Annotated in this window: 16 protein-coding genes; 8 read left to right on the forward strand and 8 right to left on the reverse strand. The window is 49.6% G+C overall.

Features of this window, described 5'->3' with window-relative positions; all coding sequences use genetic code 11:
- The 7 genes from hfaB to arcC all read left to right on the forward strand — a co-directional run bounded on the left by hfaB (position 1) and on the right by arcC (position 6,872).
- A complete protein-coding gene (gene hfaB / locus ACJAZW_RS02740) occupies positions 1-885 on the forward strand; it encodes a holdfast anchoring protein HfaB (RefSeq protein ID WP_415155333.1) in 885 nt (294 codons plus the stop codon).
- Positions 866-1,570: a hypothetical protein gene (locus ACJAZW_RS02745; protein ID WP_415155334.1), complete on the forward strand. Its 705-nt coding sequence runs from the start codon at positions 866-868 to the stop codon at positions 1,568-1,570. Before hfaB ends, ACJAZW_RS02745 begins: the two co-directional genes overlap by 20 nt.
- Positions 1,571-1,717: 147 nt before the next feature.
- On the forward strand, positions 1,718-1,951 hold the full coding sequence (locus tag ACJAZW_RS02750; RefSeq protein ID WP_415155335.1) for a hypothetical protein: 234 nt from the start codon (positions 1,718-1,720) through the stop codon (positions 1,949-1,951).
- 292 nt (positions 1,952-2,243) lie between these two features.
- Positions 2,244-3,692, forward strand: a complete 1,449-nt coding sequence (locus ACJAZW_RS02755; RefSeq protein ID WP_415155336.1) for a YfcC family protein — start codon at positions 2,244-2,246, stop codon at positions 3,690-3,692.
- A 21-nt stretch (positions 3,693-3,713) separates the two neighbouring features.
- Positions 3,714-4,943 carry an arginine deiminase gene (locus ACJAZW_RS02760; RefSeq protein ID WP_415155337.1) on the forward strand — a complete coding sequence of 410 codons (1,230 nt, stop codon included), beginning with the start codon at positions 3,714-3,716 and terminating at the stop codon, positions 4,941-4,943.
- 14 nt (positions 4,944-4,957) lie between these two features.
- Entirely contained in the window at positions 4,958-5,959 is a 1,002-nt protein-coding gene (gene argF, locus ACJAZW_RS02765; RefSeq protein WP_415155338.1) for an ornithine carbamoyltransferase, read from the forward strand.
- Position 5,960: 1 nt separating this feature from the next.
- Positions 5,961-6,872, forward strand: coding sequence for a carbamate kinase (gene arcC, locus ACJAZW_RS02770; protein ID WP_415155339.1), 912 nt, complete (start codon positions 5,961-5,963; stop codon positions 6,870-6,872).
- 180 nt (positions 6,873-7,052) lie between these two features.
- Here arcC and ACJAZW_RS02775 read toward each other — a convergent pair whose 3' ends face one another.
- The 3 genes from ACJAZW_RS02775 to ACJAZW_RS02785 all read right to left on the reverse strand — a co-directional run bounded on the left by ACJAZW_RS02775 (position 7,053) and on the right by ACJAZW_RS02785 (position 9,315).
- Complete coding sequence (locus ACJAZW_RS02775; protein ID WP_415155340.1) at positions 7,053-7,919, reverse strand: DMT family transporter; 867 nt, start codon at positions 7,917-7,919, stop codon at positions 7,053-7,055.
- Between the two features lie 342 nt (positions 7,920-8,261).
- A complete protein-coding gene (locus tag ACJAZW_RS02780; RefSeq protein WP_415155341.1) occupies positions 8,262-8,543 on the reverse strand; it encodes a DUF5676 family membrane protein in 282 nt (93 codons plus the stop codon).
- A 166-nt stretch (positions 8,544-8,709) separates the two neighbouring features.
- Positions 8,710-9,315 (reverse strand): RNA polymerase sigma factor, encoded by a 606-nt coding sequence (locus ACJAZW_RS02785; RefSeq protein ID WP_415155342.1) that lies wholly within the window; start codon positions 9,313-9,315, stop codon positions 8,710-8,712.
- Positions 9,316-9,553: 238 nt separating this feature from the next.
- Here ACJAZW_RS02785 and ACJAZW_RS02790 point away from each other — a divergent pair, with 238 nt between their 5' ends.
- Entirely contained in the window at positions 9,554-10,255 is a 702-nt protein-coding gene (locus ACJAZW_RS02790) for a DsbA family oxidoreductase (RefSeq protein WP_415155343.1), read from the forward strand.
- A gap of 50 nt (positions 10,256-10,305) precedes the next feature.
- Here the strand turns inward: ACJAZW_RS02790 and ACJAZW_RS02795 are convergent, their stop codons facing one another.
- From ACJAZW_RS02795 to ACJAZW_RS02815, 5 genes are all read right to left on the reverse strand, one after another.
- Positions 10,306-10,992: a DUF6629 family protein gene (locus ACJAZW_RS02795; RefSeq protein ID WP_415155344.1), complete on the reverse strand. Its 687-nt coding sequence runs from the start codon at positions 10,990-10,992 to the stop codon at positions 10,306-10,308.
- A gap of 191 nt (positions 10,993-11,183) precedes the next feature.
- Positions 11,184-13,619 carry a copper-transporting P-type ATPase gene (locus tag ACJAZW_RS02800; protein ID WP_415155345.1) on the reverse strand — a complete coding sequence of 812 codons (2,436 nt, stop codon included), beginning with the start codon at positions 13,617-13,619 and terminating at the stop codon, positions 11,184-11,186.
- 98 nt (positions 13,620-13,717) lie between these two features.
- Positions 13,718-13,912 (reverse strand): hypothetical protein, encoded by a 195-nt coding sequence (locus ACJAZW_RS02805; RefSeq protein ID WP_415155346.1) that lies wholly within the window; start codon positions 13,910-13,912, stop codon positions 13,718-13,720.
- Between the two features lie 74 nt (positions 13,913-13,986).
- Positions 13,987-14,301 (reverse strand): hypothetical protein, encoded by a 315-nt coding sequence (locus tag ACJAZW_RS02810; RefSeq protein ID WP_415155347.1) that lies wholly within the window; start codon positions 14,299-14,301, stop codon positions 13,987-13,989.
- A 114-nt stretch (positions 14,302-14,415) separates the two neighbouring features.
- On the reverse strand, positions 14,416-14,911 hold a 496-nt coding region (locus ACJAZW_RS02815), incomplete at its 5' end, for an RNA polymerase sigma factor (RefSeq protein ID WP_415155348.1).

The raw sequence follows: 14,911 nt of genomic DNA on the forward strand, positions 1-14,911 counted from the left end.
ATGAAAAAACTGATATCAGCACTCACAGCATTAACCCTGGTCGCAGGCTGTGCTGGCCCAGTGGGCAGTTCGAAACTTGGCTATGCCCAACCCATCGGCGGTTCACAAGTTACAAAGAACGGCACAATCTATTCAAGCGCACTGACCTGTATGGCCGAAGCGGCGAAGGCGAATGGCGCCATCATTCCACGTATCGCGGTCGGATCGATTTCAGACTACACGCAAAAAGCCGACGAAGATGGCGGCAAGAAAGTCACTCAAGGCGCATCATTAATGGCCATGAGCGCGTTTTCCAAAGCGGGTGCAAATCTTGTCGAACGGTTTGACATGAGCATCCCTGAGGCTGAACTTAAGCTGGCCAACAATAAACTGATCGGTGACGCGGGCGGTGACCCAAGATTGAACCCTAATGCGGCCAAGTCGCCTTATCGCCCGATCAATGCGGGCATGATTGAAGGCTCTGACTTCTTGCTTTTGGGTGGCATCACCGAGCTCAATTACAATATTTCGTCCCAGGGCATAAATGGCTTTTACAATGACAGCTCAGTGCAAGGCATCAAAGCCGCCTTTAAAGGCAAAACTTACGTAATGAATGTCGGGCTCGACCTGCGGCTGGTGGACTCAAAATCGCTGCGCGTGGTCGACACAGTTTCATTGCAAAAACAAATTCTTGGCCGAGAAGTTTCAGGCGGCGTTTTCGCCTTCCTATTTGGCAAGCAAATATTTGACATTGGCGGCGGCGATCGCGCCTTGGAGCCAATCCAGTGGGCTGTTCGCTCGGTTATTGAACGTAGTGTCTTGGACATGAGCAGCAAAATCTATCAGGTTGAAATTGCACAATGCCTCAACTTCGCAGACAGCAAATATGACTATTTCAGTGGCTAGTTGGCAACAGGCGATCAATGTCGCAAATTCGATCAGGCTATTCGGCTCACTTTTGACAGTCATATGCTTGTCATCAACAATCTATGCGCAAGACTTAAATGGCCAATTGACGCTAGACCAAACGCATACAGGGACGCAATTCACTGAAAATATCATCAATGTTGAAGATTTTTCAGGCACCTACATCAAGGACACCACCTTGGCGGTGGGCAATCAGGTCATCGCCGATCTTCAAGATGGTGGCGCAACGATTACCCAATTACAAACTGGCATTGCCACAGCCTATTCAACAGTCAATGTTGGCAAAGGAACCTTGTTGCTTGACACATCTATTGTATCTGGCAACGCGATCACCCTAACGGGGGATGGAAACGTGCACGAGTTTACAGCTAACATTGGCCAAACCAATTCTGGCCCAACGACAGCGGATATTTTGCTCAATGCCGGTGCCATCGAATTTTATGGTGCGATTTTGGATGTGTCCGGAAATGACGGCAAATTGACGTCTGACCAGTTTCGGTCAAACTTCTTGTTAAACCAGGAAAATTCAGGTGATAATGTGGGCATCGTACGCCAATCAGGCGGCCTATCCAGCGCAAAAACCAACATAGTTATTTCTGGCAACAAAGCAAATTTCGGCTCCAAACAACAAATACCCGCGCGCGAGCCAGCCTATCGGCAATAGCAGCTTGGCGTTGCTGAACTGTTCGTTCACATCTCATAAAACCTATGGATAGAGTTGCGGGGCAGACATGGGGAACCGACTTGATCAACCAATATGGACATTGATCAAATTTTGCTATTATGCTTGATCGACGAAGTGGAGAGTGAGATGGCAAAGTTAGTCGTGGTCATGGCATTTAAGCGAAATGAAGATGGGGAGCTATTGGCTGCAATGGAACCCCTCCAGGCGACCAGCGAAGGCGCGGCCATTAGTCGGGCCAAACTGTTGGCAGCAGATCATGACGGTGTGTTGGCATGGTCACGCGAAGCTGATCCCGCCATTGGCGAATATGGTGAACCAGTTGAGTTGTTCCGATCCGGTGAAATCCCCGATATTGATTAAGGTCTGGAACACCATTTCTCAATTCTGGCCAAATTTTGTCCGCATTCTTGATCGCGTGCGCGTAGTTTGGCACACACCTTGTGCCAATCTTTTGCGCAATAGCATCCTGATTTAAAATCTCACCAAATCTTTTTTTACCCAACATATTCCCCTGTCCTCAGTTTCAGGGGACAAAGTGTCTGCAAATCTACAGGCAATTCAAATGTAATGAATTGATCAGGGCGGCGTCTATATGTGTAGACGACCTTTAAGGGCGTGAGTTTTCATTGGAGCTTCCCGAAGGAGCAATGTCATGAGCAATCAGCCTATTTCTCACAAATCGGACGCCAAAGGAATAGCATCCTGGTTCCCCAGCGCATATACCATTCTGTTTTTCTTGATCATTATCGTTGCCGCGCTGAGTTGGATCATCCCGGCCGGACAATATGACCGCGTGATGAGCGATAGTGTTGGGCGCGAAATCGCTGTCCCTGGCACATATCAAACAGTCGATCCAAACCCACAAGGCTTCATGGACGTCATGCTTGCACCGGTTGCTGGATTTTATGATCCAGACAGCTATGCAGCCAATGCAATTGATGTTTCGTTATTTGTTCTGTTTCTGGGTGGTTTTTTGGGTGTCGTAAATGCGACCAAGTCCATTGACACCGGCATACAAACCGCCATGCGGCGCATGAAGGGACGGGAAATCTGGATGATCCCGCTCTTAATGACCCTGTTTGCTATCGGTGGCACAACCTACGGCATGGCAGAAGAAACCTTGGCTTTCTACGCATTGTTAATCCCGGTAGTTCTTGCGGCTGACTTTGACGCAATCACGGGCGTTGCCATCATTATGATTGGCGCGGGTATTGGCACGCTTGGTTCAACGATCAACCCTTTTGCAACGGTCATCGCATCAAACGCTGCGAGCATTCCCTTCACCGATGGCATGGCCTTACGGTTTATTTTCCTCATCGGCGGCCTCCTTATCAGTATCGCGTTTGTAATGCGCTACGCCGCACGTGTAAAAGCTGATCCCAGCCGGTCAATTGTAGCCGCACAGCGCGAAGAGAACCGCAATATCTTCCTTAAAAACGCAGATGGCAAAGATAGTGCGCCTGTTCTGACTGGCACTCAAAAACTAATCTTAGTTCTGTTCTTTGCAACCTTCGCGGTTATGATTTGGGGCGTCTCCAGCCAAGGTTGGTGGATGGCACGCATGGGTGCATTGTTCTTTGGCATGGCGATCGTCATAGGCCTTGTCGCGCGCATGGGCGAAAAACAACTCACAACAACTTTTGTTGACGGTGCAAAAGACCTACTCGGCGTCGCCTTAGTCATCGGCTTAGCACGCGGCATCGTTGTGGTTATGGAACAAGGATTGATCGCAGACACTATTCTGTTCAGTGCAGCGGCTACATTGGGCGCGCTGTCAAATATTGCCTTTATCAACGTCATGCTTTGGATTGAAATCGCGATGAGCTTTCTCGTCCCATCCTCTTCTGGTCTCGCCGTTTTATCGATGCCTATCCTTGCCCCACTCGGCGACTTTGCAGGTGTCAACCGCGACCTTGTCGTCACCGCCTACCAATCTGCCAGTGGTCTCGTAAATCTTATCACGCCGACCTCGGCTGTGGTTATCGGCGGCTTGGCCATCGGGCGCATTTCGTTTGACAAATGGATCGCCTTCATATGGCCACTTCTGTTGATCTTAACCCTCTTCATATCGGCTGGCCTCAGCATTGCCGCCATACTTTAAGACGTACAAGGAAACCAACCAATGTCACTCCCAAAACTCGGCGTACATTCCGAGACAGGAAAATTGCGACAAGTCATCGTTTGCCGTCCGGGTTTAGCCCATCGGCGATTGACACCCTCTAACTGCCAAGAACTGTTATTCGATGACGTTTTTTGGGTCAAACAGGCGCAAAAAGATCACGACGAATTCGCACAATTAATGCGGCACGAAGGCGTAGAGGTACTCGATGTTAACACCCTGCTTGCCGACATTTTTGAACGTCCCGACGCCCGTCAATGGGTGTTAGAACAAAGGATCACCCCGAACGAAATTGGGGTGGGTATGCTGCGCCAACTGCGCCAATGGATGCAAGAACTTCCATCCGCAAAACTGGCAGAGTACATGGTTGGTGGTCTCGAAGTTGAAGATCTGCCATTCGCGCCAACCGGCTTATTCGGCAACTATTTGGGTCAGCACGGTTTTATATTACCTCCCTTGCCAAATTTCTTGTTTACCCGAGACAACAGTGCCTGGATCTATGGCGGTGTTACACTTAATCCTATGTATTGGGCGGCGCGCAAACCCGAAACGATCCTAACAACAGCCATCTACAAGTTTCATCCAAAATTCGAAAAGCAAGTCAATGTGCATTGGGGCGATCCAACTATTGATCACGGCCATGCAACCTTGGAAGGCGGTGATATCATGCCTGTCGGCAATGGCACCGTGCTCATCGGCATGGGAGAACGCTCATCGCCACAGGGCGTCGGCCTTCTGGCAAAATCTTTGTTTCAATCTGGCGAAGCCAATCGAATTGTTGCCTGTCGTATGCCAAAGACACGCTCTGCCATGCATTTGGACACAGTTTTCACGTTTTGCGGCGGGGACGTTGTGACGACGTTCAAAGAAGTTGCCGACGAGATGACATGTTTCGAACTCTATCCAAGTGACGACGACACACCATTTAAATTTCATCAGGATTCTCGAAATGTGTTCGACATCGTTGCTGAAATTTTGGGCTATCCAAAACTCAACATCGTGCCGACCGGCGGCAACAACCTTGCCGAACAAGAACGCGAACAATGGAACGATGGCAACAACGTGCTCGCGCTACGGCCCGGCGTAGTCGTTGGTTATGATCGAAATGACGACACCAATGCGGCCCTGCGCGCCAACGGGATTGAAGTCCTTGAAGTGCCTGGAGCCGAGTTGGGTCGTGGACGCGGCGGCGGGCGGTGCATGAGCTGCCCAACCATCCGTGATGCAATTTAGCGAAGGAGACACTTGTGTCATTCAATCTTAGAAATCGAAGTTTTTTAACCCTGCGCGATTTTTCACCGCGGGAGATCTCTTTCCTCTTAAAGCTTGCGGCTGACTTAAAAGCGGCCAAATATGCAGGCACAGAGGTACGAAGACTGCAAGACAAGGACATCGCACTGATCTTTGAAAAAGACAGCACCCGCACGCGCGTCGGTTTTGAGGTTGCAGCTTATGATCAAGGGGCGCGCGTGACCTATTTGGGACCAACCGGCTCGCACATTGGTCACAAAGAATCCGTCAAGGACACTGCACGCGTTCTCGGGCGCGTTTACGACGCCATAGAATATCGTGGTTTTGGCCAGAATATCGTCGAAGAACTCGCCGCGCACGCCGGGGTACCAGTTTTCAACGGCTTAACAAACGAATTTCATCCAACGCAAATCTTGGCGGATTTTCTCACCATGCAAGAGCATGTTGATAAGCCCTTGCGTGAGGTTGCCTACGCATTTTTAGGAGATGCGGGCAACAATATGGGCGACAGCCTTCTCATCGGCGGCGCAAAAATGGGTATGGACGTCCGCCTTTGTGCCCCAAAAGCCTGCTGGCCGGCGCCGGAGATTATCGACGACGCCAAAAAAATCGCCGAACAAACAGGCGCGCGGATCACCATAACTGAAGATCTGGACCTCGCCGTGAAAGGCGTCGATTTTGTCTATACCGACGTCTGGGTTTCAATGGGCGAACCAGACGAAAAATGGGCTGAGCGCATTGAGCTTCTCATGCCCTATCAGGTCAATGCAGCGGTCATGCAAAAAACAGGTAATCCGCGCGCGCGCTTTATGCATTGCCTACCGGCCTTCCACAACACTGAGACGTCAGTCGGCGCTGATATAAAGTCAAAATTTGGCATCGACGCGATGGAGGTCACCGAAGAAGTTTTTGAGAGCGACGCTTCAATCGTTTTTGATCAGGCAGAAAACAGAATGCACACCATCAAGGCGGTTCTTGTCGCCAGTTTGGGAGCATAAAATGCTGGTCGTCGCAGCCATTGGTGGCAACGCGCTGCTGCAACGAGGTCAACCGTTAACGGCCCAAGCGCAACGCGCCAATGTCGCAACAGCGGCCGCGGCATTGGCCCAAATCGTACGTGCGGGACATCAATTGATTGTCACGCACGGCAATGGACCCCAAGTTGGTCTATTGGCCTTGCAGGGCGCTGCCTATAAACCAGAAGAAGCCTATCCGCTCGACATTCTTGGCGCCGAGACTGAAGGTATGATCGGTTACCTGATCGAACAGGAACTCGAAAATGTCTTGGGTCACGACCATGCTGTCGCAACTCTTTTGACCCAAGTGGTAGTTGATGCCCAGGATCCTGCATTTCAGTCCCCGACCAAGTTTGTTGGCCCTATATATGAGCGACAAGACATCGAAGAACGGGCCAAATCAGCGGGATGGTCAATCGCTAAAGACGGGGACCATTGGCGACGCGTCGTGGCCTCACCAAAGCCTATAGAAATCCCCGACATGCGCGTATTGCAGCTACTCCTCGCCCAAGGGGTCATCGTGATTTGTGCCGGAGGTGGCGGCATTCCAGTGGTCCGGCGTGCTGATGGCAGCTTGGTTGGCATTGAGGCCGTGATCGACAAAGATGCGGCAAGCGCCCTACTTGCAAGCAACCTTGGTGCAGATGCCTTGCTGCTGCTCACCGATGTGGAAGGGGTTTACCAAAATTTTGGCACGAAGGACGCAACGCTGATGCAGCGCATCTCCCCAGACCAAGTCAACGCGCTGAATATGCCGAAAGGCTCCATGGGGCCAAAATTATCGGCAGCGAGTGATTTTGCCCACAAGGGGGGATTTGCGGGCATTGGTCGTCTTGCAGATGCTCTGGATATTCTTCAAGGCGCAGCAGGCACGCGCATCGAAAAAGAACACTAGGGTCTGGACTCAATTGAACTGCTGTCCAGATCATTTCTCAATTGAGTTCAGACCTTTGGGAAATCTATAAACCCTGGAGGTGAAACAGGCGACGACCCGGCCATTCCAAGCCCGCATACATTCCAAGCCCGCATAATCGCCTCAACTCAACCCGCATCAGCGCATCAATACACTTTAAACCTAGCGCACAGATGTTTCCTGCAGCGCCGCACTATTACTATGCACGGTCACCATGGCGACGCCGGCAAGTGCCAAACTTATTCCCATGAACGTGAACGCTGTTAGCGTCTCATTATAAAAGAGAAAGCCAATTGTTAGCCCGAAAACGGGGACAAGAAAACTGAATGCATTTGCTGTGCTCAGCGCAACTTCGGATAAAACAGAAAGCCAAATCACATAGACCAATGCCGACCCAAATAGCGATAAGGCGAGCAAGACCAACACAAATTCGCCCGTCCATTGAATTGCTGTGGGGTCTTCCGTAACCGCAGAAAAAATAGCCAACGGTACGGCACCAATTAGCAACTGCCAGCCCACAGCCATGATGGGATCAATACCTCCAGCAATGGCTTTAAGCATAACGTTGCTCACCGTAATGCCCAGCGCGGCAAGAACGATATACCCAAACCCCGTCAGAAAATTGTCCTGATTGCCCAACAATATCCCAGGTGCGGCGATAATCAGGATGCCACAAAATCCCAGAACTAGACCCAATTTTCCCAGTCGAGATATCCGTTCGCGCAACACAATGCCGGCTAATATTGCTGCCAGCAAAGGCTGACTGTTTGCGATGACGGTTGCTAGGCCGGGGGCGACGAATTCTGCGGCATGAAACATGCCCAAATACCCTAGGCTGGTGGCACCAAAACCGACAACACAAAGGGCCAGCCAAGTTTTAAACCCGCTGGGCATTTTTCGCCCCAAAGCAAATGCCACGCCGACCAAAAACAAACCGGCAATCAGAGCCCTTAATGTGGCAAAAGCCAAATGCGGTGCATACACAATGCCAATCGTGAGCAAGGGAAAACACGCAGCCCAAAGCAACATGACCAATACAATTTTACTAAGTGAAGTTAGGCGCAATAACTCGTACCTTGCAATTAGGGTCTGAACTCAATTGAGAAATGATCTGGACAGCCGTTCAATTTTGATCAGATTTAGGCGAAATCGGCCGAATTGACTTGCTGTCAATGAGGATATTTCAACGACAAACTGGCAAAATTGAATGCTGCCTTTCGGGTTGCATGCAATCCAGACCTTTTCTCAATTGAGTTCAGACCCTAGCCAATATCAGCAAAAACAAGCTAATCACAACGCAAGTTGCGGACCCGTGAAAACAGTTTGATTGGCACGCGCTTCGTGCCATCGGTGACCGTTGAAAAATCTACTTCACGACCTTGCCGCAAAGAAATTAAACAGAGGCGCAAAAATCAGGGCGACAAACCAGCCATAAGCAAAAGCTTCAATTATGCCGATCGCAAAACTTGCCCAACTTATCCACGTCACCCAAGGCAAAAGTGGTAGCCAAGCTTGATACATGGTCACATTGGGGAAAATCAGCCCAAAGACGACACAAATTGCAAATGTTAGAGCCAGAAAAATGCCAAGACTCCAGCCAAGTGCCGCTATTGGAATACGAGGCGCGATACGTTCAATAACATGAGTGCTCATATCAGTTCTCCTATTTGAGAGCGCGAAACCAAACCTGGTTGCCAAATGACAAACGCGCTCAGTATATAGACGCGCAAGCGCCACACTTATTACAGAAGTAAACACTTTTATGTGGGCTAGGCTGAGCGCTTAAGCGCGCCGTACACCGGGCCGGCCGCAATTCAAGTTAGCACTTTGTCGAACTATCTTGCTCTTCGCATCCAGTTGGTGGGCAAGCACAGTCTTCAAAACCATGTTCACAACAGCAACCGCAATGCTCCAACAGTCGATCGCGCAATGACGCTCGAGCCCGATACAAGCGAACGCCAAGTGTGCCCAAACTTATGCCAAGATCGCTGGCCACGACCTGTCGATTTTCGTCCTGTAGATCAATTCGGCGGATCAATTCACTCTGACCAGGTTGCAGCGATGGCACCAACCTTTTTACACATTGGCAAATATACAAAAACTCATCCGCGCCGACCTGATGGCCAACCGTACTTTCTTGCTCTCTTTCGTAAGCTGCGGCCAATCGGTTATTCCGACCATTCTTTCGAAAATGGTCGTTCATTGCTGATCTCAAAATCGTGTATAGCCACGCGTTGAGTTTTTCAGCATCACGCAACTGATGTTTTCGGCGAACCACCCGGAGGCAAAACTCTTGAAATACATCTTCCGCCTCGCCCATATTGCCGAGCTGCTTGATCAAAACACCCATAAATGCTGGTCGATTTACAAATAGCGCCTCAACCGCACGATGTTCTGACTTGCCCGATATCTCGCCCTCGTTCAATTTACAATCCCCGGTCTCATATAAATCTTGTCATTTCGAGCAGAACCACAATTTTATGGTGACGTCGCGATCCACCCAAACTTAGGCTAATAGCTCAACGTTCGTTACGCAACTGTGTTAGGATTTGCAACCACGACCCGTTTTGTCGCACCTGGTTTGATTGACGACAGTTCTTTAGCTGCTTAAATTGCAACCAATACAGACAAAGCGCGCCTCACCCCTAACATGGAGCAGTCTTTTGCACCCAATTAAAATAGAATATCACTCCGATATTCTTTGTATTTGGGCTTATATTGCCCAACGTCGCGTTGAACAACTAATGTCAACATTTGGCAACCGGATTGAAATAACATCTTATTTTTGTTCAGTTTTTCCAGATGCTCATGGAAAAATTGCTTCGCAGTGGGAGAATAAAGGTGGCTTTGAGGGGTACAACGCTCATGTACTAGGGGTTGCCAAAAAATTCCCGCATGTTGAAGTGCACAAAAATATCTGGCTCGGCAATGCAATTCCGCGCACGTCTGCCGCTCCTCATCTATTTGTTAAAGCTGTTCAGATCATTGAAGAGCAAGAAACTTTAGAAGCCGAAGCCCCCATCCATTATCATGAAAAGCGATCCAGCCAAGCCGCTTGGGAACTTCGAAAAGCATTCTTCGCGGAAGCAAGAGACATTTCTAATTGGGACACTCATCGAGATATTGCCAAAAAACTAGATATTGACTACGCGCAAATTGAACGCGTTATTCGTTCGTCAGAAGCTCTTGCAAGACTTGAAGTTGACTACAATCAAAGACTAACGAAAGACATTAAAGGTAGCCCAACATATTTGATGAACGATGGCCGTCAAAAACTATTTGGAAATGTTGGCTATAAATTGATTGAGGCAAATGTGCAGGAAGTGATGGAGGGAAGAAACGACGATGAAGCGAGTTGGTGCTGACGCACTTATCGCCCCATCGTGAGTTGCAAACGCCCAATATTTACACGGTTTCAAGCAAATAAGGTCGGGCATTCCCGCGCACATTTATTGCGCACTATTATATAAATCAGGTGCAGTGTACCCAGCCCTGCGAGCAAACAAAAATATGAGATATAGGCGTATCGCAAAAACAATATATCAACAACGACAACCAAGATGATCGTCAAAGCAAACCAACGCATGTGCAAATATGTCGAGATGAGCGGTGGAACGATAATCAGAGCCAAATAAATCACATATGTCATCGCACGGGGCATAAGATAATCCAAAATCATCGTGCCTTCATAAGCCAGAGAATTTTGGTTGACCGTGACCTCAATCCACTCCGGATTGACCAAGTGTGGCACATAAAGCAATAAGCCAAAAATCAGACCGATTAGCATCATCGCAAACATGTAAGGACGTCGACGGCTGCCGCGCGGCTCAAGAACATATGTGGCAAGCGGTATCCAAAATGGCCACATAAACCATGTGAAAAAGATAAAGCCGAACGCGCCAAATAGAGTGGTTACAGGATCCCCGGTATTCACCCCCCACCACACATTGCCTTCCATGAATTGCTGAAGCCCAGCAAACAATGGCATCAGTGCAACAGGCACATATCGTTTATTTATTTGCACAGCCTTGGTCGTTGCTAATATGCCGCCCGCCACCAGAAAAACACTGGCAGAAAAACTCACTGTTTGAGAAAAACACATCCGATGGTCCCCCACGCAAGCGAACGCCGCTTGTTCCACAACTCGCCAAAACTTACTATCAACTAGCTCTTACGATAAATCCATCATGCAATTTGTCAAAACACTCAATTTGCGCAATATCCAATTGCAGCAAAACAAAAATGGCAGGCACTTTGCTTGGTGCCTGCCAGATGATTGTCAGGAAGGTTGTCCTAAAACTTCAATTTTCGTAACCGCAACGCATTCAGGACCACAGAGAGCGACGACGCGGACATGGCAAACGCCGCAAACATCGGACTGATGAGAATGCCAAGGAACGGAAACAGAATTCCGGCCGCCACGGGAACGCCTGCTGCGTTGTAGACCAGCGCAAAGAACAGGTTTTGCCTGATATTTCTCATTGTAGCCTGTGACAATCGGCGCGCACGAACAATACCATCCAGATTACCTTTAACCAAAGTAAATCCGGCGCTTTCAATCGCAACATCAGCCCCGGTGCCCATTGCAATGCCAACATCTGCCTGCGCTAAAGCTGGCGCATCATTAACGCCATCACCAGCCATCGCCACTTTTTTCCCTGCGGCTTGCAGTTCTTTGATGATGCGTGCTTTGTCTTCTGGCATAACGTCTGCACGAATTTCATCGATGCCCAGACGGTTAGCGACGGCTCGGGCAGTGCGTTCATTATCACCAGTTGCCATGATGATCCTAAAACCGAGTTCATGGAGCTGTTTTAACGCTGCAGGGGTCGTTTCTTTAACCGGATCCGCCACACTGACCAAACCAGCGACGGCGTCCCCAACCACCACAAACATGACAGTTTCGCCATCATCCCGACGCGCATTTGCTTTTTCAAGCAATGCATCCGCTGTCAATCCCATTTCTGTTAACAGTGCAAGATTGCCCAAAGCTACGGGTTTTCCATCCACCACACCTTTAACGCCTTTACCGGTGATGGCCTCAAAATCCTCAGCTTTTGCCATTTCGACGCCGCGCTCTTCAGCACCGCGCACAATGGCTTCCGCTAAGGGGTGTTCCGAACCACGCTCTAGGGACGCAGCAAGGCGCAAAACCTCAGTCTCATCGTGCCCTGCTTCTGGCAACACCGCCACAAGGCTTGGCTTGCCTTCAGTCAAGGTTCCCGTCTTATCAACGATCAAAGTATCAACCTTTTCAAATCGCTCCAACGATTCCGCGTTTTTGATCAACACGCCAGCCTGTGCACCACGTCCTGTGGCGGTCATAATCGACATTGGTGTCGCAAGGCCCAAGGCACAAGGACACGCGATGATCAACACAGCAACCGCTGAAATCAGACCGTAAGACATGGCAGGCTCAGGCCCCCAAATCGACCAGCCGATAAAGGATAGAATTGCAATTACAATGACCACGGGAACGAAAAGTCCAGCAACCATGTCGGCATATTTTTGGATCGGCGCACGAGAACGTTGTGCATTGGCGACCATTTCCACAATCTGGCTGAGCATCGTGTCAGCACCAACTCGAGTTGCTTCAATGATCAGCGATCCTGTGCCGTTGATCGTCGCGCCGGTCACTGTGTCACCAGCCACTTTTTCCACGGGCAATGGCTCACCAGATATCATGCTCTCATCAATTGATGACCGACCCTCGATGACAAGTCCGTCAACGGCCACTTTATCACCCGGAACAACCCGTACGTGATCGCCAACCAGCACTTCTTCAAGCGGCACTTCTTCTTCACTACCGTCTGGGCGAATTACACGCGCAGTTTTGGCCGCCATATCTAACAGTGCACGAATGGCTTTACCCGTGCCTTCTCTGGCGCGCATTTCCATCACTTGTCCAAGCAGGACAAGCGTTACAATCACAGCGGCGGCTTCAAAATAAACCCCGACATGACCTTCAGCATCGCGGAAGCCATCTGGGAAAATATCAGGCGCAATAATGGCGACCACGCTGAACCCGTAAGCCGCTGAAATGCCCATCGCTATAAGGCTGAACATATTCAGTTTCATGGTGCGGAAAGATGTCCAGCCCCGCGTGAAGAAGGGCCAGCCAGACCAGAGGATAACAGGTGTACCCAAGACAAATTCAACCCACAACGTGGTGCGTTCACCCAAAATCTCACGTATCCAACCCGCCCCAACATAGGGCGACATAGTCAGGATCAGCAGAGGTATCGTAAGCACGACACCAACCCAGAACCGCCGGGTAAAATCAATCAATTCAAGGTTTGGACCTTCGTCACCAGCAGCCGCTGATTCCAGCTCTAGCCCCATACCGCAAAGTGGACAGGACCCAGATTCTGATTGGCGCACCTCAGCATGCATAGGGCATGTGTAAACCGGCCCATTATACCCTGCTGGCACAGTGTCATATTGACCGCCTTTGGTCGGCTTTGTTCCAGCGGTGTGTCCATCGCCATGCCCTTTATGATCATGCCCCTTATGGTCATGTGCGTGATGACTATGATCGTGACCGTGTTGGCCCACCTCACCTTCGGGCACCAAATGCATATTGCATTTTGGACAGTCGCCAGGCTCAGTTTGTCGGATTTCAGGATGCATGGGACACGTATATACCGTACCTTGATGATCGGCTGGGATAGCATTCCCTTCATCTATTTTGGTTGGCTTTGCGTGGTGCTTATGTTCATGTTCCGTCATATGATTATTCTTCCTGAATTTATCAAATCCGCCAAATCGTTGCCAAAGATCCGCTCCTTAGCAACAGGCTATCATCTAGGGCGCTGAATTCCACCAAGTTAGTGTCCGCAACCACATCCATTGTCTTTTGCGCCGATTTTTTCGTCAGCCGTCGAACTGTCTTGGCAGCAACCGCTCTTTATGTCGGATTTTTCCACAATGTTTCCTTGCGGATCAGCTGACGTTGCATTGTTACAGCAGCCTGATTGTAGCTGTTCGGTAGCTTCAACAGCTACTTTGTGTTGTTTACACATGATGAAATCCCCTTTGAATATTTATGCGTGTAGTTTGTAGACGCTGTGCAAGGCAGAACATTACGAGGAAGTTGCTATGGTATAGTATTTTTTTTTTTGCCCAAATGACATTTGCAGTGTGAAAGGCCGTGATCAGGGCAAACTATACGCAATTGAGCAAAACGCTGTTTGAGCACTTTACGGCCAGCATCTGCATTTGCAGCCAGTTCTGCGAAAACTGGTCCAGTCGCTTGCGGTCCCAACTGCGTTAAATTGTCTTGTAAACCTTGTGCTCGGACACTTTGTGCCTGTTCCAACGGCAGTGTGGACAATAATAAGTCCAAACAATCGCAGACCAGCGCATCTATGTCTTCATCGGGTATCAGATGCAAATCGCTCGGCAAATTCATAGCGATTTCCCCAACCCAGTTTCCGTCTTATCCGGATGGCACCCTGCGTGATCAGACATTCAAACCTCCGAATATTTTGCTATCGTCAATGAAGACGCGCAACGTCGAAGTTTATTACATCCGTGTCATTACTTTCGCAGGAGTTGAGGGCAATTGGGCAACAATACCTGTTAGGTTATCGCACTCACATTGCATAAATTTGCCATCGCCACATACCGGGCAAATTTCCGCTATTCTTGTCTTAAGTGCAGCCCGGGCTCGATGAATTCGAACGCCCAAAGCATTCACGCTAATTCCAAATTCCTCTGCCACGTGTCTGCGCAACTCGTCGTTCATATCGACCCGCGAGAGCAAAGCCGCTTGTCCCGGATCAATATCGGCCATCGCCCCAACAACACATTTGCAACCATGGTGCTCAACATCAGTTGTATCCGGCTGTAGTATTTTGGCCTCAACCGAATATGCTTCAACCGCGCGCTTGCGGGTGACTTTGCGCCGATAGTGATCCGTTAGTGCATGGCGCAAGGTCGTGGACAACCAAGCATCCAGGCGTTCAGCACTGTTGATTGAGCCGAAATTACGCAACACTTTAATGCAAAAATCTTGAAAA

The organism is Maritalea sp. (assembly GCF_047634455.1).
Classification (GTDB): domain Bacteria; phylum Pseudomonadota; class Alphaproteobacteria; order Rhizobiales; family Devosiaceae; genus Maritalea.